Genomic DNA, 19007 nt, shown 5'->3' on the forward strand with positions numbered 1-19007 from the left:
CGTGGATCGAGGAGAGAGAGCTGTGAGCACCGAGAACGAGGGCAACGAGGGCAACGAGGTCACCCCCGCCCCGTCCGCACCTTCCGTGCCTGTGCCTCCGGCGGCCGCTCCCGACACGCCTTCGGCGGAGGCGCGGCCGGGCGAGCAGCAGACGGTTTCGGCGGATCAGCAGCACACCGCGCCGCTGCCGCCCGTGCCGCCGCCCCCGGCGGGCGCCGGACCGGACGCGAGCGCGGGCGCAGGCGCAGGCGCCGGGAGCGTTCCGCCGGTGCCGCCCGCCGTGCCCGCGTACGCGCAGGGGGGCGGGGGCCACGGCTGGGGTGCGGGGTATCAGCCGCCCGCGCCGATGCCCGCCCGGCGGAAGGGCGGGCTCGTCGCCGGAGTGCTGATCGCGGCGCTGCTCGCCGGCGGCATCGGCGGCGGGATCGGGTACTGGGCGGCGGAGCGCAACGACTCGGCGGTGGACTCGACGACGGTCTCCGCGTCGGACACCCCCGCCGACCTCAAGCGCGAGCCGGGCACGGTGGCGAACATCGCGGCGAACGCACTGCCCAGCGTCGTCACCATCGACGCGCAGGGCGGCGGCGCGCAGGGCGAGGGCGGTACGGGCACGGGCTTCGTCTACGACAAGCAGGGCCACATCCTCACCAACAACCACGTGGTGGCGTCGGCGGCGGACGGCGGCCGGATCCAGGTGACGTTCTCGGACGGGAAGAAGTACGAGGCGCAGGTCGTCGGCCTGGCGCAGGGGTACGACGTGGCGGTGCTGCGGCTCAAGAACGCCTCCGGCCTGAAGCCGCTGCCGCTCGGCAACTCGGACCGGGTGGCCGTCGGCGACTCGACGATCGCGATCGGCGCGCCCTTCGGCCTGTCCAACACGGTGACGACCGGCATCGTCAGCGCCAAGAACCGCCCGGTGGCCTCCGGGGACGGCACAGGTTCGAAGAACTCGTACATGAGCGCGCTGCAGACGGACGCCTCGATCAACCCGGGCAACTCCGGCGGGCCGCTCCTCGACGCGCGCGGTGCGGTGATCGGCATCAACTCGGCGATCAAGCCGGCCGAGAGCGGCGGCGGGCTCGGCGGCGGCCAGGGCGGTTCGATCGGTCTCGGCTTCGCCATCCCGATCAACCAGGCGAAGAACGTCGCGGACCAGCTGATCAAGAGCGGCAAGGCCGTGTACCCGATGATCGGCGCCTCCGTCTCCCTGGACGAGAGCACGAACGACGGTGCGCGGATCTCCAACGAGGGCGTGGGCGGCTCGGAGCCGGTCACCAAGGGCGGGCCCGCGGACAAGGCGGGGCTGCGGCCCGGCGACGTGATCACCCGGCTCGACGACCGCCCGATCGACAGCGGCCCGACGCTGATCAGCGAGATCTGGACCCACAAGCCGGGCGACACGGTCAAGTTGACGTTCGAGCGCGGCGGCGAGGAGCGGACGGTGGACGTCGTCCTGGGCAGCAAGGGCGAGGACTGACCCCGCGCGCCACGCGGACCGCAAGATCCGGGAACCGGCCCGAACGCCCACGGGAGCCGCTCGGGCCGGTAGGCTGTAGCCCGCTCCGCAGCAGGTGAGGCGGGGCGAGGGTGGGTTGCCCGAGCGGCCTAAGGGAACGGTCTTGAAAACCGTCGTGGCGCAAGTCACCGTGGGTTCAAATCCCACACCCACCGCACGCAGGTCAGCTCCGGCGCTGGTCAGAAGGGGTGCCCCGGTCTCGGAGGCACCCCTTTCACGTTCAACCTGTCTCACCCCTTCTCGCCCGTATCCCACCGCTGACCAGTGCGTGTGGGCCATGTGTGGGCCAGACCTAGGACGCGGAGCCCTCGTCGAGCGCGCGCGAGATCAGGTCGTTGGAGTGTTGTTGACCGCCCTTCAGGATCTTTGCGTAGAACCGGTACAGGACGGCGATGCTGTGGCCGGCGCGAGCGGCGACCTCGGCCGGGTCGACGCCCGACTTGATCCAGAGGGACACGCCTGCATGCCGCAAGGAGTAAGGCACAGCGGCGAGTTCGGACTTCATCTCGCGGGGTGAGAGCACGGCGCCACGAGCGGCCTCCCAGATGTCGCAGTATTCGGTGGATGCCACACGACCGCCCCGCGCGGCCCGGAACAGCCGCCCGTCCTCTGCCGTCCCGTATCGCGCGATGTGCTCACGCAGCAGGTGGACGAGAACCGGTGGAATCGGCACGGTGCGCGTCGCTCCGCGCTTGCGCCGCTTCAGGCCGCGCTTCTCGTACGAAGTGCCCTCATCGGTCCAGCCGCCGCCCACCTCGGGGCGGCTCTCGCCGAGCAGCAGTTCGCCCCACTCCTTCACGGACTCCGGTGAGTTCGGCGGCAAGGTGCAGTCCGCTTCCGTGAGCGCGACGATCTCACCCGGCCGCATGGCCGCGTAGTAGAGGCATCCGAAGAACGCGTGCAGATGCTCCCCACGTGCTCCTGAGTCGCGGACCGCACCCAACAGCGAGCGGGCCAGCGAAGGGTCTGGCACGTACCGAAAGTCGATCTCGTCGTCGCTCTCGGGCGGAGTCCAGTCCACGCGAGGAAGCGGATTGGATGCGAGCAACCCCTTCTCCTCGACCGTGTAGCGCAGCACGTTACTCAGCACCATGCGCTTGCGTCGGGCCGTGTTCTCGGCCGCTTTACCTCCGTCCAAGCGGAGCGAAAGAGCCTCCAGGGCGGGGCGCAGAAGGGCGGGGTCCTCCAGGCTCTTGACCTTGACGGAACGGGCGGAGACCCAGTCCAGCGCGGCGCGAATCTCGGAGGGCGCTTCCTCGGCGACATGACGCGGAACCCATGCCCCCTCCGGCCCCCGTACGGCCCGGAACGCCCACTGGTAGAGGGCAGCACGGAGCACTTCGGGGCGGGGCGCTCCCCGCTTGCTCGTGACGAGTACCGGGGTCACCACGGCGAGGGCTTCCGCGATGCTCGCCCGGTGCTTAGCGGCTGCGCGTGGCCACTTCATCAGGACGTACCCAGTCACGTGCTCGAACCAGGTGGGTGACGTGCGAGCGGCCAACTCACGTGCGGGCAGTCCAGTTTCCTCGTCGAACTGCTGCTGGTCCCGCAGGGCCGACATCAACTCGGCGCGGCGGCCGTCTGCTTGGGTCTTGAGCGCGAAGCCGCGGGAGTGAGGCCGCGCTCCAACCTTCCAGCGGACCTCCCAAGGCCTCGGTCGGCCGGCGCGCTTTCGGATCGACCAGATCACAACGTCGTACGTGAGCATGCTTCTCCAGGTAAACAGAGGGGGCCCGCGGTGAGCGCGGGCCCCGGTGAAGCGGACTGAGCTAGGCGGCTTCCTGGTCGCAGCGCTCCCACCACGCGTCCAAGTCGGCGCGGCTGATGCGGACCTGGCCGTTGGGGAGCTTGCGGAGGCGTGGGGCTTGGCCGCGGGCGCGCATGCGGTAGAAGGCGGCGCGACTCATGCCGATCTCGGCGAGGACTTCGGGGAGCTTGAGCATCTTGGGGCGTGCCATCGTTGCGACTCCTCGTTCGGGCCTTCTGGAGAATCCGCAACATCCGCCACGCCGCAACATTGCTGGTCAGCGGCTTGGATTTGTGGCGGACGGCGGTTTTGTTGCGGATAGGTGCCGCCACGAGGTCGGTCGTGGCGGCACCTTCGGGTGGGGTGGGTCAGCTGACGCTGCGGAGGGGGCGCGTGTCGGTTTCCGCGTGCATGTGGCGGGTCTCCGACGGGCCTTCCGCCACAGATTCACCCCCTGTGACCTGCGATGTTGCGGCTGTGGCGGATGTTGCGGACTTTCCAGGGGGAGGGGGGCAGTAGCGGGCCCAGGCGTCGGCGAGGTCGTCCGCGTAGTAGCCCTTCGGGGTGCCGCTGCCGACTCGGATGCCGCGCGGCTTGATCGGGGTGTTGTCGGGGCGGACGTACTGGCTCAGGAGCCTGGACAGTGCGCGGGCGGTGAGCGGCTTGCTGCTCTGGCCGTCGTCGCTCAGGTCGGCCCAGGGGGCGTCGTCGAGCTGGAGGAGGACTTCGAGGATGGCGGCGGTGGGCATCCGGTCGGCGCCGCAGAAGACGCGGTCGCGCAGGTCGGTCAACAGCCGTACGCCGAGGGAGGCTTCGTCGCCTTCGGAAGCGGCCTTGATGAGGGCGACGCAGGCGGCGCGGGCGCGCTCGGGCCAGTGGCCGCCGGCGGCGTCGGCGACGGCGAGGAGGGGCTCCCAGACGTCGGCGGGCCGGTCGACGACGCCCTCGGGCATCTCCGGCCAGGCCTCGGCGATCTGGTCCTCGATGGTGGAGCACCAGTCGGCGAGCCGGTCGCGCAGGGCGTGGCCCTGCTTCTCGTGGATGCGCCGGCGGTAGGGCTCGCAGGACTCGTTGGGGGCCTTCTTCCGCATCCGGATGATGACGGAGCGGGTCAGGATCGTGTCGGGCAGGGAGCCGAGCCCGGCCATGGCGACGGCGCAGAACGAGGAGAACCACTCGGTGCTCTGGTTGGCTCCGTCGCCGACGCAGCGCAGGGACTTCGCGCCGCGCCGGTAGCCGGAGTTGAGGAAGCCGCGGACCTCTTCGTTGCCGCCGGCCTTGGGGCCGAAGACGGTGTCGATCTCGTCGAAGAGGACCGTCGGGGTGCCGCCGTCGGCCGCGACGAGCCGGAAGAGGGCGTTCGCGGAGGCGTTGACGGTGGTCGCGGCGCGCGGGGTGAGGGTCTCCACGATCTCCAGGGCTCGGGACTTGCCCGAGCCGGGTTCCGGGGAGAGGAACGCGAGGCGGGCGGTGCCGTCGAGCGCGTCCATGAGGTGGGCGTGGGCGTCCCAGAGGGTGACGGCGACGTAGGCGTGCTCGGTGGGGAAGATGTTGAAGCGGCGGTGGAACGCTTCGACCTCGTCGAGCAGTTGGGCGCCGTCGATCGGCTCGGTCGGCTGCTTGGTGCTGGTGGTCATGCGGCGTTCCTCCCTTCGGTGTTGGTACGCAGTGGGCACAGGGTCTTGTGGGCTTGGTGGTCGGCGATGAGCGCGAGGACGTCGGTCTGGCCGATCGCGGAGCGGTCGCGGCCGCACAGGCAGATCGACGTGCCGGTCGGCCTCGCGCCGCGCGGCGCCGCGACCTGCAGCCAGGCCACGGGGAAGCGCCCACCACGCGGCGCCGGGCCGCTCCGGGGCTGTTGGGTGGGAAGGGCTGAAAGGACGCCCTGACGGGCGACCTTCTTGTCGTCGCCCTCTCCAGCTGCGGGTAGCGCGTTGTCGGCGAGGCTGGGCTGTTCGGGGACGACCGGGAGGCTTTTCAGGTGGGGGCGGGGCTGGGTGGTCACGCGGCCTCCCGCGGGCGGGCGGTGCGGATGGACCAGTCCAGGGCGCTGCGGATCGTGGTGCGGCACTCGTGCGGCGGGAGGCCGGCCGACTCCCCGGCCGCCTGAAAAGCCTCCTCGACCACGTGCCGGGGGATCTCGCCCCACGCGACGAAGCGCCCCAGAGAGCGGGCGCCCGCCAGCAGGCGGCTGTTGCGCCCGCCCTCTCCCGTCGCGGCGACCTCGGCGGTCTCGCGGTCGAGCGCGACGCTCGCGCGGCGCGTGACCGAGGACGAGACCAGCAGTGGCGCCGTCAGGGCGGGGGCGGGCTTCGCGGGCGCGGCCGGGGTCTGCAGCAAGTCCAGGAGCCAGCCCGGGAGTTCGGCCGCGGGCCTGTCGACGTCGACCTCGTACGGGCCTTGCGGGGTGGTGGATCCGGCGGCGACGACGTTGCCGCCCCACGCCCTCGTGTCGATGAGCGCGGCGAGCGTGCTGGCGGTGCTGGGCAGGCGGTGGGTGGTGTGGAAGTACAGGTGCAGGCCGCCGCTGGGGGTCCGCACCGTGTAGGTGGCGGGCCAGGGCTGACCGGCGCGCTCGCAGAGCGCCTGGAAGTTGTCCGCGCCGCCAGGCGCGCCTGAACTGTCCTTGTCCTTCGGCACGTCGAGGTCGACGACCAGAAGACCGGAAGGGCCGGGGGCGATGCCGACGTTGAAGCCGCCCGCGCCCCAGGTGCGGCGGATGCGCTCGGCGTCGTGGGTCGCGCGCTGCTCCCACTTCACGTGCCCGTCGGCGCAGACACCTTGGCGGGTGCAGGAGCGCTCGCCGTGGAGCGCGGAGCCCTTGGCGCCGGGGCGCAGGGGGTGGACGTGCCAGCCGCGGGCGGCTGCTGCGAGCGCGGAGTCGAGCAGGCGCTCTCGCGTCACGGGATGGGGTTGGGTCATGCTGGAGACCTCCACAGGTCTGTTGATGGCAGGTGGACAAGGGCGGCCCCGCGACTTTGGCGAGACGAGGGGGCCGCCCTTGGCGCAGCTAGAACGGCGGCTGCTCGCCGCTGCCGGAGGCCGCCGCCGCGGGGGCCGGGGCCGCGGCGGTGTTCCACGGGTCCCCTCCGCTGCTCGCGGCCGGCGGGGCGGGGCGCTTGGCGTCGATGGCGACGTTGGTGAAGCGCAGGGAGGCGCCGATCTCGTCGACCTCCATCGCGAGCATCGAGCGGTTCTCGCCCTCCGGGGTCTGCCAGTTGTGCTGGCGGATGCGGCCGTGGGCGACGACGCGGGCTCCCTTGGACAGGGACTCGGCGACGTGCTCGGCGAGCTGTCGCCAGGCGGCGCAGCGGAAGAACGTCGCGGTGCCGTCCTTCCACTGGTTGCTCTCGCGGTCGAAGACGCGCGGGGTGGCGGCGATGGTGAACTTCGCGAGCGCGGAGCCGTTGTCGGTGAACTTCAGCTCGGGGTCGGCGGTCAGGTTGCCGATCACGGTGATCGGGGTCTCTCCGAACGACACGGGGGTTCCTTCCGGTTGAGGTCAGGCGGCCTTGGCCGCCGGGTTGAAGAGGTCGGTCTGTTCGAGTTCGCGCCGCTGTAGCTCGGCGGCGACTTTGGCCTTCTTGGCCTTGGCGAGGTCGCGCTTCTTCTCGAAGGCGGCCCACGCGTCGGGGTGCTGCTCGAACCAGTCCTCGGCGCAGGCCTTGTGGCAGGGCTTGCCGTCGTCGGACAGCAGGAGGCTGGGCTTCCCGCACAGGACGCATGGCCTGGGGCTGTCGGTGGCAGCGGCCTCGTAGTCCCAGTGCGTGCTGGCCGTCCAGTCCAGGACCGGGGGCCAGACCCGGGGGCTCATGATCGGTCAGGCTGCGAGCACGGGAGTGGAATCGGGCGCGGAGTGCCGTTCGATCTCCTCGCCCGTGATGGCCTCGACGAGGGCGCAGACGAGCACCTCGGCGGCGTTCGGGGTGACGGCGTTGCCGTACTGGCGGACCTTCTCCCGCTTGTTGCCGAGGACGACGTAGCTGTCGGCGAACGACATCGCGCGGCCGATCTCGTGCGGTTCGAGCATGCGGAACAGGACGTCGTCGATGTCGATCTCGCCCTTGATGAGGGCGTACCGGTCGCGGGTGGTGAGCGCGCCGATGGGCTCGTTGACCGTGCGCGGGGTGCCGTTGCCGTAGTACGGGACGAGCATGTGCTCCCACGTGAGGAGCGACTGGTGTCCGGCTGTCGTCATCGTGCGGAACGGCTCAGCGGGGCTGGTGCACATCTGCCCGGCGTCGCCGCGCGGGGTGTTGTTCCGCATCACGAAGGCGGGCATGGGCGGCGTGACGAGCCCGTGGTGGTTCCCCGAGGCCGTGACGGTGGCCAGGGAGTCGGTCACGGAGCGGGCCACGCTGCCGCCGCCGCGCAGCTCGGCGATGAACGGCAGCCAGGCCAGGCCTGTCTCGTTGCGTGTCGTCATGGTGCGCAGAGGTCCGAGCGCGGACGCCGCGTCCTTCCCGTCCCGGCCTTCGACGGGGACCATGAGGGGCGGCACCATGAGGGCGTCGTTCTCGCGGGTCGTGCGGGCGGGCATCGGCTCGCCGACGCTCACCGCGGCGTCACGCCACGTTCCCCCGGCCGGGACCATCATTGGCACCGGCTGCGCGAACTTCTTCAGCCCGGCCTCGATCCGCTTCAGCGTCTTCTCCGCGAGCGGCTTCGCCCGGTCCCCGATCCGCTGCCCGGGGATGGACCAGTCGATCGCCGCCGCGGCGGGCAGGGCCTCCGGCTCGACGACCTGGTTGCGGCAGCGGGTGTTCGGGCACCGGTACACGTACTGCTGCCGGTAGCGGCCCATGTCCCGCTTGGGGTCCTTGAACACTTGGATCGCCTGCACGTGCTGGCCGCAGCCCTCGCACCAGGCACGGGGGCGTAACCACTTGTCCCAGTCGGGGGTCCGGCCGATCGACTCGTGCCAGTAGCCGACGTACAGGCGGTCGCGGGACTGCGGCGCCGCATGAACCGAGCGCGGGTTGGCGTGCATGGAGTTCAGGGCGATGATCCGCGTCTTGTAGCCGAGCTTGTGGATCTCGCCGATCCAGCGGTCCCACTGGTCCCAGGCCCGCACGTCGACGACGTTCTCGACGATCCCGGCCTTGACCAGGCCGCCGCGCTCCTGGACACCGCGCAGGTACAGCGGCACCTCCTCCATCAGCGCGCGGGACTCCTCCTCGGCGCTCGGCTCGTCCTCCTCGTCGAGGCCGGCCAGGAGGTCGAAGAGGCTGCCCTGCATCGCGCTGTCGAAGTCCCGCTTCCGGCCTTTGGCGACGCTCCAGTTCGTGCACTCTGGGCTGGCCCAGAAGAGGTCGGTGACGGGCCACTCCCACACGGGTGCCTTGCGGATGTCGCCCTGGTAGTGAGAGGTCTTGGGGAAGTTCTCGGCGTGCGATTCGATCGCCCGCTTCCAGTGGTTCGCGGCCCGTTCGACGTGGACGCCGGGGACGGCGTGCATGCCCTGCGAGCTGCCGCCCGCGCCGCAGAACCAGTCCATGCCGGACAGTTCGCTGTCGTGCCGATACATCATCGGGTCCTCTCCCTTGCAGCCGAGGTCAGTGGGACGCGCTCGGGGTCGGCGAGTTGTCGCTCGAAGTGGCGGGGGCGGTGCGGGCCGGGACGGGGGCCGGGTGCTTGGGGGTGGCGTCGCTGTCCTGGCCGAAGAGGAGGTAGCCGAGGACGAGGCCAAGGACCAGGAAGACGTAGTGCCGGTTGGCCTTCCACCAGGTCGGCGGGGCGGGCTCGGTCAGGACACCTATGACGGCGGGGCCTTTCGCCACGGCGGGATCTCTCCTCGGGAGTTGAGCGCAGGCGTGATCGCACTGCTGGAGGTGGGTGAAAGGGGGAAAAGGCCGGTCGGATGGTGATGCGGCCGGTCGGCCTGTCCCGTCCTCACCCGTGCGCGGGGTGAGGACCGGGCGGGGCGGCCGGAGCAGGGTTCGTACGCGGCGTTTCAGCGGCCGGCCGCGGTGGCGGGCCGCTTGGACAGGTGCACGAGTTCGGCGCGGGTCTGGCGCCAGCGGGCGACCTGCTGGGAGTTGATGCCGTAGGCGTTGATGTCCTGGCGCTCGCCGAGGGCGGCGAGGTCGGCGGCCTCGGAAAGGCGGCCCTCGCGGGCGGCCTGGAGGGCTTCGTCGTGCCGGGTGTCGATGACGTTCGGCGGCATGGCCCACGACCATTCGCCGGTCGGCTCGTCCACGGACTCAGGCTCGGGGGTGTGGCCTTGGGCGGCGTCGCGGCGCTGGGAGGTGAAGCAGTGCTTCTTCTCGAAGTCGGTGACGAGGGTCTGGACGAGGTGGACGTGCCGGCCGGTCTGCCAGATGGCCTGCCCGCGGCCCAGCAGCGGGATCTGCTCGACCGCCCAGGCGGGCAGGCTGAACATGCTCCCGCACAGAGCGGCGTCCTCGGCGTCCATCTGGTGGAAGACCCTGGTGGAGGCGAGCCGCAGGAGGTCTTTGGCCTCTTCGGACTTCGCGTCCTTCGGGGAGTGCGCGACCGAGATCACGGACAGGCCCTCGCGGCGGGAGTACTTCATCATCCGCTGCAACAGTGCTGCCGTGGCCGGGTGTTTGAGGATCTGCCAGGCCTCCTCCACGATCAGCGTCGAGTGCAGCCCGTGGGCGGCGCCGCCTTGGGCGAGCCACACCGACTCCAGGAACACCCCCACCACGGACATCAGGGCGGGCAGGGCGACGGAGGTGCGGTCGATGCGGCTGAAGTCGAACACGGTCAGCCGCTCGTCCAAGGACACGGTGGTGGGGCCGTCGAGCATGCCCCGGGTCGCGGACCGTACGAACGGGGACAGGGCCTGGACGACTTCCTGGCCGAAGGCGAGGAGCTGTTCGGCGGTGAAACGCCCGGGGATGGCGTCGTGGGGCAGGGACGTGACCGCGTTCATCAGCCCGGAGAGGGTGACCGCCTCGGGAGTGTCGATCGCGGCGTCCAGGGCCATGCGGGCCCCGGAGGACAGGGGCTGCTGTCCTCCGAGTTCCGCCAGTGCCGCGACCAGCTGGACGCGGTGCAGGGGCGGGATCCGTTCGTCGAGGGGGTTCATGCACACGCCGTCGCCGAACCTGACCGGCGTCACGTCGAGCGCGGTCGCGATCGAGTCCCACTCGCCGACGCCGTTCTCGCCCTTGGCGTCCAGGACCGCGTACCGGCGGCCCTGCCGGGCGAGGTCGCGCAGCGCCATGATCTTGGTGTTGGTGGACTTGCCGTTGCCGAGCACGCCGAGCAGGGCCACGCCCGTGCTCGGCAGGATCTCCTGGTCGCAGTCGACGGCCGTGAAGCGGAACGGCGACCCGTCCAGCAGCGAGGCCCCGATCAGGGCCCCGCCGGTGACCGGCTGGCAGGCGTATCCGGGGAAGAGCCCGATGGCCTGCCGCGTGGTCGTCAGCATGTGAACTCACCTCCGGGCAGGGGCAGCGCCGAGCGCCACCCCGTCTCGTGTTCGCGGTCCATCCAGGCCAGGCGGGCCCCCGCGGAGACCGCGACCTGCTCGACCTCCGTACGGAAGGCCTTCAGCTCCGCCTCGTCGGCGGCGTGCACGGTGATCCGCGCGGCCACCTGCACGTAGGTCGCGCCGTTCTCCAGGTCCTCCTCGTGAACGTCCGCCGCCTTGCGGCCGGTTCGGGTGGAGGTCTTCTCGCGCCGGGTGTCGTCCTCACTGCGCGCCGTGGCGGTGCGCAGCATCTCCCCGGTCTCCAAACGGCGTTCCGCGCGGCGCCGGTCCTGCGGCAGGTACTCCACGACTGTGGTGCGGCGTACGCGGGGCAGGGTCGTGACCATCGGCCGCCAGAACGACGCGGAGCGCTGCCCGCGGCGGAAGTCGGCGACGTCCGCCGTCGCGTGCAGCAGGCCGTCGGCCCGGAAGTGGTCCTCGTGGACCTCGAACGGGCCGTCGGTCAGCTGCGCGGGCAGAGCGTGGGACCAGGCCCGCATGTCCCACAGCGGGCCGGTCTCCATCCCGCAGGAGACCGCCTGCTCGTAGGCCGCCTGCAGCCAGGCGAGTTCCTCCTCCGGCTCCTCACCAGGGGCGGGCGTCGACAGGACGACGACCGTGGTGTGCGCGTCGCACGCGCCGCCGACCAGGTCGACGAGCTGCCGGTAGGAGTCGGCCAGCTCGTCCGACCCGGTCGTGCGGACGTCGACCTCGTCGTCGCCGTACGGGCTGACCTCGTGCACGATCCGCACGCACGCGCCGGGCCCGGTGGCGGCCACCCACTCCAGGAAAGCCGCCAGCTCGTCATGGGCCCGGTACATCAGCGCCGGGTCCTTCAACGAGGCTCCGTCGGTGACCCACCCGAACGCGGCCAGCGCCCGCCCGCGCCCCTGCGGAAAAGCCGCCTGGCCCCGTTCGTGGAAGCGCAGCTCGTTGACGCCGGTGAACGCCGCATGGTGCGGGCTCGCCGTCGCTGAGTCCCGCTCTTCACCGCGCGGGTTCAGGGCCCGGATGCGGGCCTTGTGGCCCAGGCGCCGGCCGATGCGCTCCACGGCCGTGGCGTCCCCGAGCTTGATCAGGGCCCCGGCCCCGGCAATCGCGGCCGGGGCCAGGCTCAGCAGCATCCCGCCGACGCTCCCGGACGCGGCGAGCATCCCGGCCAGGCTCAGCACCGTGCCCGAGCCCAGCACCGCGTAGTCAGCCCCCGTAGGCGGGAGCTTGAGCATCTCCGTCTCGTACAGCGGGTCGAGCAGGTACGTCCGCGACTCGGACACGACGGCTCCTTCCTTCAGTCAGCGTGATCGGACGAGCAGACCGGCTCGTCCCCGCGGCGCCGGGCTGCTTGCTGCCCTTGCCCGAGGGCTTGGTCTGGCCGCTCGCCTCGGCGAGGTTCTTCGCGTGGACCTTGCGCTCACGGTCGGCGGGCATCTTCGTGACCGCCGTGGTCCCCTCGGTCTGCGCCTTGACCTTCGGCATCTGCGTGACCTTCGCGACGGCCTTCTTCGCCAGCGAGGGCAGCTTCAGCAGGCCGTAGAGGCACACCGCCCCGGTGCCCGCCGTCAGCATCAGGTCCGTCACCGGGCCCTCCGGCGCCGTCGGGCGGAGCATGAGCACGACGCTGACCGGGACGGGCACCAGGAAGACCGCGCCCACCAGGTGCAGCAGGCGGCGGAAGGTCTCGGACTGCCACCAGCCCTTGGCCACACCGAACGCGGCGGCCAGCGGCAGGAACACCATCGCCAGCAGCACCGCCAGCGGGGAGAACTCACGCATCAGCCACAGCGGGCCGATCGACAGCACGACCACACAGCCCTGAGCGAAGCGGCCCCACGGGTTGGCGTCCGAGCCGAGCATGGTGGCCTCCATGCCCCTGAACGGGCGGTCGGCCACGTCCGCGTACAGGATCGTGGAGAACTGCCCCAGCCCGTACGCGGCGATCGCGATCACGGTCGGGGCGGCCGTGGACAGGAGGATCAGCACCAGGTAGCGGCCACCGGCCTGCCCGGTCTTGCGGAAGTTGGGCCCCGAAGGGCGGGCCATCCAGCAGATGAGCCCGCCCAGCAGGACGATCGTTCCAATCAGCAGGCTCAGGCCCGAGATCGGGTTGTAGATGCCTGCGATGCCCTCGCCCTTGCTGTCCCCGAGCGGGGAGGCACTGGACATCATCAGGCGGTCCATCTGCCGGTACAGCGCCGCGGACTGGTCAGCGACCCAGTCCGCGGCGTTGCCCACCGGGTCCCACATGCCACCCAGTCCCGGCGGCATGTCCTCGCCGTAGCCGTCGAGTCCGCCTTCGCCCGGCGGGCCGCCGGTGTCGGTCTTGCCCCGCTCGCAGTACGGCTTGGCCGGACCGTCGATCAGGGCGCACGGGTCTTCAGCCACGGTCAGCCTCCCAGCGTGGTGCTCAGGGCCGGACCGAAGAACAGCAAGCTCAGGGCCAGGAGGATCAGGCCGCCGATCGTGATCCCGGTGGCCTTCAGGGCCCTGCCGTCCTTCTTGAACCCGGCGGCGAACCCGCCCCTGGCCACGGTCACGATGCCCCCGAGGAAGATGATCAGCAGGGCCGCGCCGATCAGGACCCCGGCCACGATCGCGTACAGCGGCAGGAGGCCCGCGACCGGCTGCAGGTCCGGGCCGGTGCCCTCGATCGTCTTCAGGACCTGCTTGGCGCCCTCGGAGCAGTCCTGGCTGCCGTCGGTCTTCGTGAGGCAGCCGTTGGCGGCGAGCACGATGAAGTCGGAGTACTTGCTCATGTCAGTTCTCCCAACGGGGGTACGGGTGAGTGGAGTTGGCGTCCGTGCTGTTCGTGCCGGGCGTGAACCCGGCGTTCGGCTGCGGGTAGTTGGCCGTCTCGGCGCGCAGCCGACGCATCTCGCGGGCCGCGCGAAGGGCCGCCCACGACGAGAGGGAGGCGACGAGCAGCAGCAGCGTCACCACGCCGGACAAGGCAGCCAGCGAGCCCGAATTCCGGGCCGCTTCAACGAGATTGACCGCACCTTCGTCGGTCACGTAACACATCAATGCCCCAGTCCTCTCAGGCCTGTTGCGTGTCGTCGGGATAGACGCGACCGGCGCCCATGTACGTGTCCCACCACATCGGCTCGATGCGGATCTTCGCGCCCGTGCGCGGGGCGTCCAGGAAATGCCCGCGACCGATGTAGATACCGACGTGGTCGATATCGCGGGGACCGGCCTTGCCGCGCTTCTTCTTCTGACTGAAGAACACGAGATCCCCGAGTTGCAGATCGCCCTTCTCGACCAACGCGCCCTGGCTTTCCAGGTGGGCGTACTGGTCGTTGGCGACGCGGGGAATGGTCACTCCGGCCTGAGCGAATGCCGCCTTGGTGAGGCCGGAACAGTCGAAGCCGCCGTCCTGGTCGCCGTTTCCGCCCCAGACGTAGTCCTTTCCGATCTGCCGGGAGGCGTAATTCACGGCGTCGACCACGACCTTGGACTGATTCGAGACCGGCTGTCCCATGCTCGCGGCCGACTTCATGATGGTCGCTACGTACTTCTCGGTCTCGCTGTAGGGAGGAATGCCCCGGTACTTCTTCACGGCCCCCTCGCCGGAGTTGTAACCGGCCAGAGCGAGCCGCGTCTTGTCGCCGGAGACACCCTCCAGCTTCTTGGACAGCTTGCACATGTAGCGGGCGGCCGACGGGATCGCGTCTTCTGGATCCCAGACGTCACGCGTTCCGTCCTTGTTGCCGTCGATTCCGGATCCCTCCCAGGTGCCCGGCATGAACTGGGCAATCCCCTTGGCTCCGGCGGGAGATACGGCCTTCGGGTTGAAGTTGGATTCCTGCTTGATCTGCGCGGCGAGAATGCGAGGCGAAATCGCGTCGCACTCATTCCCCCACGCGTTGATGATCCGCTCGTACTGCGCGGGCACCGATCCGGGCTTGACCCGGTTCTCCACCGAGGTCGGCTTGCCGCCCACGGCGGGGTTGCCCTGGATGGTCATCGCGGTGACGGCCATCAGGGACGATCCGACGACCAGAAAACCGATCCCGGACCCCCTCATCTCCACACCACCCCTTCTCCTGTGTTCATGCAGGTCATGAACCGTGCAGGGAACCGTGCGGGGCTCTGTGCGGGCACCGTGAAGCACCGTGCGGCACACGGTGCTCTCACAGGAGCCGCACGGTGTCCGCACGGTGGGTTGCACGGTCGGTCAGCGGTCGACGATGTCCCGCAGCCAGCGGCCGCGTACGCGGCCCTCCTGGACGGCCGGGACCGGCCGGCCGACGGCCTCGGACAGCCACGCCGAGACGGCTTTTCCGGTAGCGGCATCGTCGTCGCCAGGAATGTCGACACCCATCGCGCGCAGCCGGGAAGCGAATTCGGCGGTCGACAGGAACTCGTCGTCGCCGTACGCCTCACGAATGAGGCTGACGTTTTCCGGTTCGTCCTGATGGGCCTCGTTCATCCGCGCGTCCACGGCCGCATTGATTTCCTCGTCACTGACCATGAACCCGCGAATCTCGCAGTTCTTGTCCATGACTTGGAGAATCGCGACCCCCGGGATGTCGGGGAGCTTGGACGCGTCGTAACCGGCCTTGGCCGTTCCGCCACCGAGGATTACGTCGGACTGCTCGCGGTCAGCGCAGCCGAAGGCGATCCGGGTGCGATGATTTCCACGAATGGACGTGTTGATCACCTCGGCCTTGGGATTCTGCGTCGACAGGACGACCAGAATGCGCGAGGAACGGACCTTGCGGGACAGCACCTTCATCTTCGTCTCGAACTCGGCTCCCTCCTTCTTGGAGTCAGCCTCGTCCGTGTAGGTGCTGACCTCATCGACGATGTAGAGCAGCGGACGGTGCTGGACCTTCCCAGCACCAGAGCGGACCGATTTCGCGTTCTCGGCGGCCCGCCGCAGATGCTCCTTCTCGACGAAGGCGTTGACCTGCATCATGCGGCGGTGGTCCGGGACCTCTTCGTAGATCAGGCAGACCTTTTCGAGGTACGCGAAATCGCCGTCGCCCTTGCCGTCGACAATGACCAGGTCCCAGCCGAGCACCACGGCGATATAGGCGAGGTACTTCAGCATTTCGGTCTTGCCGCCGCCCGTCGAGCCCGCGACCAGCATCTGCGTTTTCCCGACCGGCGAAGGAATCTCGTCGACCCGGCCGTTCATGTCGTAGCCGACGGGCAACATGCCCCGCGAGAGGGCCTCGTGCAGATCCGGCAGCGCCGGCACGCGGCTGTAGAGCGGCTCGTCCAGGCTCAACAGGATCACCTCGCGGGAGTTCGTCCCAGGTCGCATCGTGAAGTACTCGTCAGGGACGCCCAGCCACGAAGGGATCCGGTGGGCCTTGCTCGCCAGGTCGCCGTACACGCCACCCGGGGGCAGCTCGATGACCCACTCCTCACCCAGCTCGACCCGCCCGCGGCGGACCGTACGGGGCTTGCCGCCGGAGTAGTCCAGCTTCAGCGCCGCAGCCAGCGCAGGCGCATCATCCGGCGCCGGCGCCTGAAAAGCCGCAGACGGCGAGGAGGTGAGGGCAGGTGCGACTCCCTCCGCGCCCATTGAGCCTGCAGAGCCGGTCGGCGCCGGGAACGGAGCCGCACCGGCCTCCGAGGCGGGCAGGGACGGTTCGAGCCCTTCAGCGCCGAACACGGCCGTGTGCTGCACCTTGGGGCTCTTCGGCCCCCGCGTCCTCTTGCCCCTGGCTGCCCGCCCCATCGCGACGACGCAGGAGCCGAGCAGGAGCACCGCGAGACCGATCAGCCAGACGCGGTTGTCGTACAGCCACGCCTCGATCTCGTCGCGGTAGAGCAGGCCCACAGCCGGGACCATGACGGCCAGGCCGCCCGAAACCCACTTCTCCTCCTCCGACAGCGACTTGCGTGCCTTCTTGGAGGACTTGCTCTTCTTACGGTTCGGGTCACGCGACGGAGCGCGCTCCTCCTCCTCTTCCAGGTCAAGTTCCTCGATGTCGGCCATACTTGTCCTCGTCTCCTCACCAGGTGACTTGCACCCTTGCGCTCACCGGATCTGCGGTCGCTTCGCTCACCGGATCTGCTCAAGGGCCCGATTGCATCCGGCAGTCGTGACGAAGGCCGTCCCCAACTCGACTGGGGACGGCCTTCATCAGTGGTGCCGGCAGCTCGCGCGTCAGCTCAGAGCTGGTTGGGCTCGATGGAGAAGAACATGATGTTGCCGTTGGTCAGCTGGGGGTTCTGCCGGGCGATGTCGTCCTTGATGGCCATGAGGGCGTCGTAGCGGGTCCAGCCGGGCGCCGGGGTGAGCGTCCCGTAGGTCGTTCCAGATCCCCGGCCAGGGATCTCCAGGGTCATGACCCAGCAGTGGGTGCCCTGGGCCTGGTCGGCGGCAGTGTTGGTGGTCTGCTCGGTGTGCGTGGACACGCTCAATCTCCTTAGATCGGTGGGCTTTTCAGGCGCCGGGGCGCTGGTCCTGGTTCTGGTGGCAGTGCAGGCACATGCCGAGCGAGGTCGGCAGGCAGTAGCTGTAGGTGATCTGGCAGATGGGGCAGGTGCGGCGGGCGTGCATCGCCAGTGCGAGCGCCCCCCACTTCCGGGCCGTCATCGGGCGGACGGGCTTGGCGCGGTCGACCCGGTACAGGTAGGCCACGCTCACCCCGGTTTTACGGCGCCGCGCCGGGCGCATGAGCTGGGCGACGATCGGTTGACCGCCCGGCCGCAGCCCCTTCGCCCGCAGCTGTCGGCGGGTCGCGTAGCCGTCCGGCGCGAGGCGCCACGGGAAGGTGGGCAGGCCGTAGAGGGCGCCGTCCGGGTCGTAGCACCTGGCGTAGGTGCTCACTGCGTGACCTCGTCGAGCTGGGCCTCCTCGTCGTTGCAGAGAGCGGCCCAGGCCTTGCGGATGCGCTCCTCCTTGCCCACGAACCGCGCCTTGCGGAACGCCTTCAGGGCCTGACGGTAGGAGCGCGGCGGGTTCGTCGAGTGCCGCAGGTGCCGCAGCACGAGCAGGAGCTGCTCGTCGTTCAGCGGCTCGTCCGGCTCCGGCATCTCCACCCCAGCGACCTGCGCCGCGGCGTGCAGGGCCACGAGGTCGATGCCGTCCGTGTCCTCGCCGTGTCCCTCAGCGTCGAAACCGGCGTTGACCTGCGTGTCCTGCGCGTGTCCCGCCCCCGGGCTCCGGGGCGGAAGTGCCAGGGGGCTCCCCTCTCGCCCCTGGGGGAGGGACACGGGGGACACGGCAGGGGACACTGGCGTCCAGTCGCCGAGGACCGGGATCGCGACGCCGGGCTTGCGCGTCATGTTCGCGCGCCGCTTCTCGTACGTCTTGGCCAGGCCCGCGTTCGCCTTCGCCGTCGCGGTCACGTACGCCGACTCGGTGCGGGCCCAGTGCCGACCGGCCTGCGCGGCCAACTGCGCGTCCTCGACCCGCTCGGTCAGCTCGTTCTGCGCGTCGGCAATGGCGTCGGCGCGCTCCTGTCGCCGCCGGCGCAGCTCCCGGCGCTTCTCAGCCGAGACGCCCCGGGTGAGCATCGGGGCGAGAAACTGGTAGAGCACCTTGGCCAGGACCATCAGGACCGGCGCCGCGTACGACACGGGATCGGTCCAGGTGCCGGACCGGTTGACCTCGACAAGGACGAGGACACCGGAAGCGGCCATCACGCCGTAGCCGATCCACTGGGCTCGGCGGTGGTTCATCGACCCGGGGCCGGCCTGCCGCTCGGCGACCAGCGCCGCCAGCAGCAGGACGTCCAGGACCGCGGCGACCGTCCACGACATGCCGCGCAGGAACGGCTCCATCGCCCGGTACGTCGACACGGTGGAGAACGTGACGGCGCTCGCGAGGATGCCCACCAGCCCCACATGGGCCAGTACAGCCAGGCCGTGCCCGAAGTCCCGCGGCGCAGCAGGCGGTTGGCGGCCGTCCTCGTCCTGGTGGCCTCGATCACGGGAAGCTGCGAAGAGGTTCATGCGGCATCACCCATCCGCACCTCGGCGTTGGCCAGCTCGGTACGGGCGGCCAGCACCTTGTTCGCCGCGCGCCGCAGCCGACGCTCGTCGAACGCGGTCCGCGGCCGGTCCAGCACCGAGATCTGCACGTCCAGCAGCTCGACCTCGGCCCGGATCACCGGCATCTCGGACTCGATCGCGTCCAGCTCCGCAGCCGAGGGCTCCTCGCCGAACGCGGCGTCGGTAACGGGCGGTTGAACGGGAACGATGAGCTTCATGGGTTGTGTCTCCCTAGCAGGCGAGTACGGCCCGACAGCGCCCTCGGAGTAGCCGCTCCGAGGGCGCACGCCGTACGAGAGGAAAGCCGCCCGAAGCGAGCGGCGCAGTCGCCGACGGCGACCGGAGTGCCC

21 protein-coding genes and 1 tRNA gene are annotated in these 19007 nt (G+C 70.3%); 2 read left to right on the plus strand and 20 right to left on the minus strand.

Annotated elements, in window-relative coordinates; all coding sequences use genetic code 11:
• Window positions 1–22: 22 nt before the first annotated feature.
• Together ACIDOF_RS12945 and ACIDOF_RS12950 are read left to right on the plus strand one after the other, a co-directional pair.
• Window positions 23–1477 carry a S1C family serine protease gene (locus ACIDOF_RS12945; protein WP_409005970.1) on the plus strand — a complete coding sequence of 485 codons (1455 nt, stop codon included), beginning with the start codon at window positions 23–25 and terminating at the stop codon, window positions 1475–1477.
• A gap of 109 nt (window positions 1478–1586) precedes the next feature.
• Window positions 1587–1671: transfer RNA gene (locus ACIDOF_RS12950), tRNA-Ser, on the plus strand.
• A gap of 137 nt (window positions 1672–1808) precedes the next feature.
• On the opposite strand, the gene ACIDOF_RS12955 is transcribed toward ACIDOF_RS12950, so the two are convergent.
• From ACIDOF_RS12955 to ACIDOF_RS13050, 20 genes are all read right to left on the minus strand, one after another.
• On the minus strand, window positions 1809–3224 hold the full coding sequence (locus ACIDOF_RS12955) for a tyrosine-type recombinase/integrase (RefSeq protein WP_409005971.1): 1416 nt from the start codon (window positions 3222–3224) through the stop codon (window positions 1809–1811).
• Window positions 3225–3285: 61 nt separating this feature from the next.
• Window positions 3286–3474, minus strand: coding sequence for a helix-turn-helix transcriptional regulator (locus ACIDOF_RS12960; protein WP_409005972.1), 189 nt, complete (start codon window positions 3472–3474; stop codon window positions 3286–3288).
• A 157-nt stretch (window positions 3475–3631) separates the two neighbouring features.
• Window positions 3632–4900, minus strand: a complete 1269-nt coding sequence (locus ACIDOF_RS12965) for a DUF3631 domain-containing protein (RefSeq protein ID WP_409005973.1) — start codon at window positions 4898–4900, stop codon at window positions 3632–3634.
• Window positions 4897–5268 carry a hypothetical protein gene (locus ACIDOF_RS12970; protein ID WP_409005974.1) on the minus strand — a complete coding sequence of 124 codons (372 nt, stop codon included), beginning with the start codon at window positions 5266–5268 and terminating at the stop codon, window positions 4897–4899. Before ACIDOF_RS12970 ends, ACIDOF_RS12965 begins: the two co-directional genes overlap by 4 nt.
• The gene (locus tag ACIDOF_RS12975) at window positions 5265–6185 is read right to left on the minus strand and encodes a bifunctional DNA primase/polymerase (RefSeq protein WP_409005975.1); all 921 of its coding nucleotides are present in this window, start codon (window positions 6183–6185) and stop codon (window positions 5265–5267) included. The genes ACIDOF_RS12970 and ACIDOF_RS12975 overlap by 4 nt, the downstream gene beginning before the upstream one ends.
• An 88-nt stretch (window positions 6186–6273) precedes the next feature.
• Entirely contained in the window at window positions 6274–6744 is a 471-nt protein-coding gene (gene ssb, locus ACIDOF_RS12980; protein WP_409005976.1) for a single-stranded DNA-binding protein, read from the minus strand.
• 21 nt (window positions 6745–6765) lie between these two features.
• Window positions 6766–7077 carry a hypothetical protein gene (locus ACIDOF_RS12985; protein ID WP_409005977.1) on the minus strand — a complete coding sequence of 104 codons (312 nt, stop codon included), beginning with the start codon at window positions 7075–7077 and terminating at the stop codon, window positions 6766–6768.
• Between the two features lie 6 nt (window positions 7078–7083).
• On the minus strand, window positions 7084–8793 hold the full coding sequence (locus tag ACIDOF_RS12990) for a DNA cytosine methyltransferase (RefSeq protein WP_409005978.1): 1710 nt from the start codon (window positions 8791–8793) through the stop codon (window positions 7084–7086).
• A 25-nt stretch (window positions 8794–8818) separates the two neighbouring features.
• Complete coding sequence (locus tag ACIDOF_RS12995; protein ID WP_409005979.1) at window positions 8819–9043, minus strand: hypothetical protein; 225 nt, start codon at window positions 9041–9043, stop codon at window positions 8819–8821.
• A gap of 173 nt (window positions 9044–9216) precedes the next feature.
• Window positions 9217–10662 (minus strand): hypothetical protein, encoded by a 1446-nt coding sequence (locus ACIDOF_RS13000; protein WP_409005980.1) that lies wholly within the window; start codon window positions 10660–10662, stop codon window positions 9217–9219.
• Complete coding sequence (locus ACIDOF_RS13005; RefSeq protein WP_409005981.1) at window positions 10656–11978, minus strand: hypothetical protein; 1323 nt, start codon at window positions 11976–11978, stop codon at window positions 10656–10658. The genes ACIDOF_RS13000 and ACIDOF_RS13005 overlap by 7 nt, the downstream gene beginning before the upstream one ends.
• Window positions 11902–13086, minus strand: a complete 1185-nt coding sequence (locus ACIDOF_RS13010; protein WP_409005982.1) for a hypothetical protein — start codon at window positions 13084–13086, stop codon at window positions 11902–11904. The genes ACIDOF_RS13005 and ACIDOF_RS13010 overlap by 77 nt, the downstream gene beginning before the upstream one ends.
• 2 nt (window positions 13087–13088) lie before the next feature.
• Entirely contained in the window at window positions 13089–13457 is a 369-nt protein-coding gene (locus tag ACIDOF_RS13015; RefSeq protein ID WP_409005983.1) for a hypothetical protein, read from the minus strand.
• Between the two features lies 1 nt (window position 13458).
• Window positions 13459–13650 carry a hypothetical protein gene (locus ACIDOF_RS13020; protein ID WP_409005984.1) on the minus strand — a complete coding sequence of 64 codons (192 nt, stop codon included), beginning with the start codon at window positions 13648–13650 and terminating at the stop codon, window positions 13459–13461.
• 88 nt (window positions 13651–13738) lie between these two features.
• Window positions 13739–14683, minus strand: coding sequence for an NlpC/P60 family protein (locus ACIDOF_RS13025; RefSeq protein WP_409005985.1), 945 nt, complete (start codon window positions 14681–14683; stop codon window positions 13739–13741).
• Window positions 14684–14878: 195 nt separating this feature from the next.
• Window positions 14879–16654, minus strand: coding sequence for a type IV secretory system conjugative DNA transfer family protein (locus tag ACIDOF_RS13030; RefSeq protein ID WP_409005986.1), 1776 nt, complete (start codon window positions 16652–16654; stop codon window positions 14879–14881).
• 176 nt (window positions 16655–16830) lie between these two features.
• Window positions 16831–17076, minus strand: coding sequence for a hypothetical protein (locus tag ACIDOF_RS13035; RefSeq protein ID WP_409005987.1), 246 nt, complete (start codon window positions 17074–17076; stop codon window positions 16831–16833).
• Between the two features lie 28 nt (window positions 17077–17104).
• Entirely contained in the window at window positions 17105–17491 is a 387-nt protein-coding gene (locus tag ACIDOF_RS13040) for an RRQRL motif-containing zinc-binding protein (RefSeq protein ID WP_409005988.1), read from the minus strand.
• Window positions 17488–18618 (minus strand): hypothetical protein, encoded by a 1131-nt coding sequence (locus ACIDOF_RS13045; RefSeq protein WP_409005989.1) that lies wholly within the window; start codon window positions 18616–18618, stop codon window positions 17488–17490. Before ACIDOF_RS13045 ends, ACIDOF_RS13040 begins: the two co-directional genes overlap by 4 nt.
• Window positions 18615–18875 carry a DUF6284 family protein gene (locus ACIDOF_RS13050; RefSeq protein ID WP_409005990.1) on the minus strand — a complete coding sequence of 87 codons (261 nt, stop codon included), beginning with the start codon at window positions 18873–18875 and terminating at the stop codon, window positions 18615–18617. The genes ACIDOF_RS13045 and ACIDOF_RS13050 overlap by 4 nt, the downstream gene beginning before the upstream one ends.
• Window positions 18876–19007: the final 132 nt, after the last annotated feature.

This window comes from Streptomyces sp. Da 82-17, assembly GCF_046098215.1.
Taxonomy (GTDB): Bacteria; Actinomycetota; Actinomycetes; order Streptomycetales; family Streptomycetaceae; genus Streptomyces.

Bases quoted from the DNA above. Each gene is read 5' to 3' on its own strand.
- ACIDOF_RS12955 (WP_409005971.1), bottom strand. From the start codon at position 3,224: ATGCTCACGTACGACGTTGTGATCTGGTCGATCCGAAAGCGCGCCGGC.
- ACIDOF_RS12960 (WP_409005972.1), bottom strand. From the start codon at position 3,474: ATGGCACGCCCCAAGATGCTCAAGCTCCCCGAAGTCCTCGCCGAGATC.
- ACIDOF_RS12965 (WP_409005973.1), bottom strand. From the start codon at position 4,900: ATGACCACCAGCACCAAGCAGCCGACCGAGCCGATCGACGGCGCCCAA.
- ACIDOF_RS12975 (WP_409005975.1), bottom strand. From the start codon at position 6,185: ATGACCCAACCCCATCCCGTGACGCGAGAGCGCCTGCTCGACTCCGCG.
- ACIDOF_RS12985 (WP_409005977.1), bottom strand. From the start codon at position 7,077: ATGAGCCCCCGGGTCTGGCCCCCGGTCCTGGACTGGACGGCCAGCACG.
- ACIDOF_RS12990 (WP_409005978.1), bottom strand. From the start codon at position 8,793: ATGATGTATCGGCACGACAGCGAACTGTCCGGCATGGACTGGTTCTGC.
- ACIDOF_RS13000 (WP_409005980.1), bottom strand. From the start codon at position 10,662: ATGCTGACGACCACGCGGCAGGCCATCGGGCTCTTCCCCGGATACGCC.
- ACIDOF_RS13015 (WP_409005983.1), bottom strand. From the start codon at position 13,457: ATGAGCAAGTACTCCGACTTCATCGTGCTCGCCGCCAACGGCTGCCTC.
- ACIDOF_RS13025 (WP_409005985.1), bottom strand. From the start codon at position 14,683: ATGGCCGTCACCGCGATGACCATCCAGGGCAACCCCGCCGTGGGCGGC.
- ACIDOF_RS13030 (WP_409005986.1), bottom strand. From the start codon at position 16,654: ATGGCCGACATCGAGGAACTTGACCTGGAAGAGGAGGAGGAGCGCGCT.
- ACIDOF_RS13045 (WP_409005989.1), bottom strand. From the start codon at position 18,618: ATGAACCTCTTCGCAGCTTCCCGTGATCGAGGCCACCAGGACGAGGAC.
- ACIDOF_RS13050 (WP_409005990.1), bottom strand. From the start codon at position 18,875: ATGAAGCTCATCGTTCCCGTTCAACCGCCCGTTACCGACGCCGCGTTC.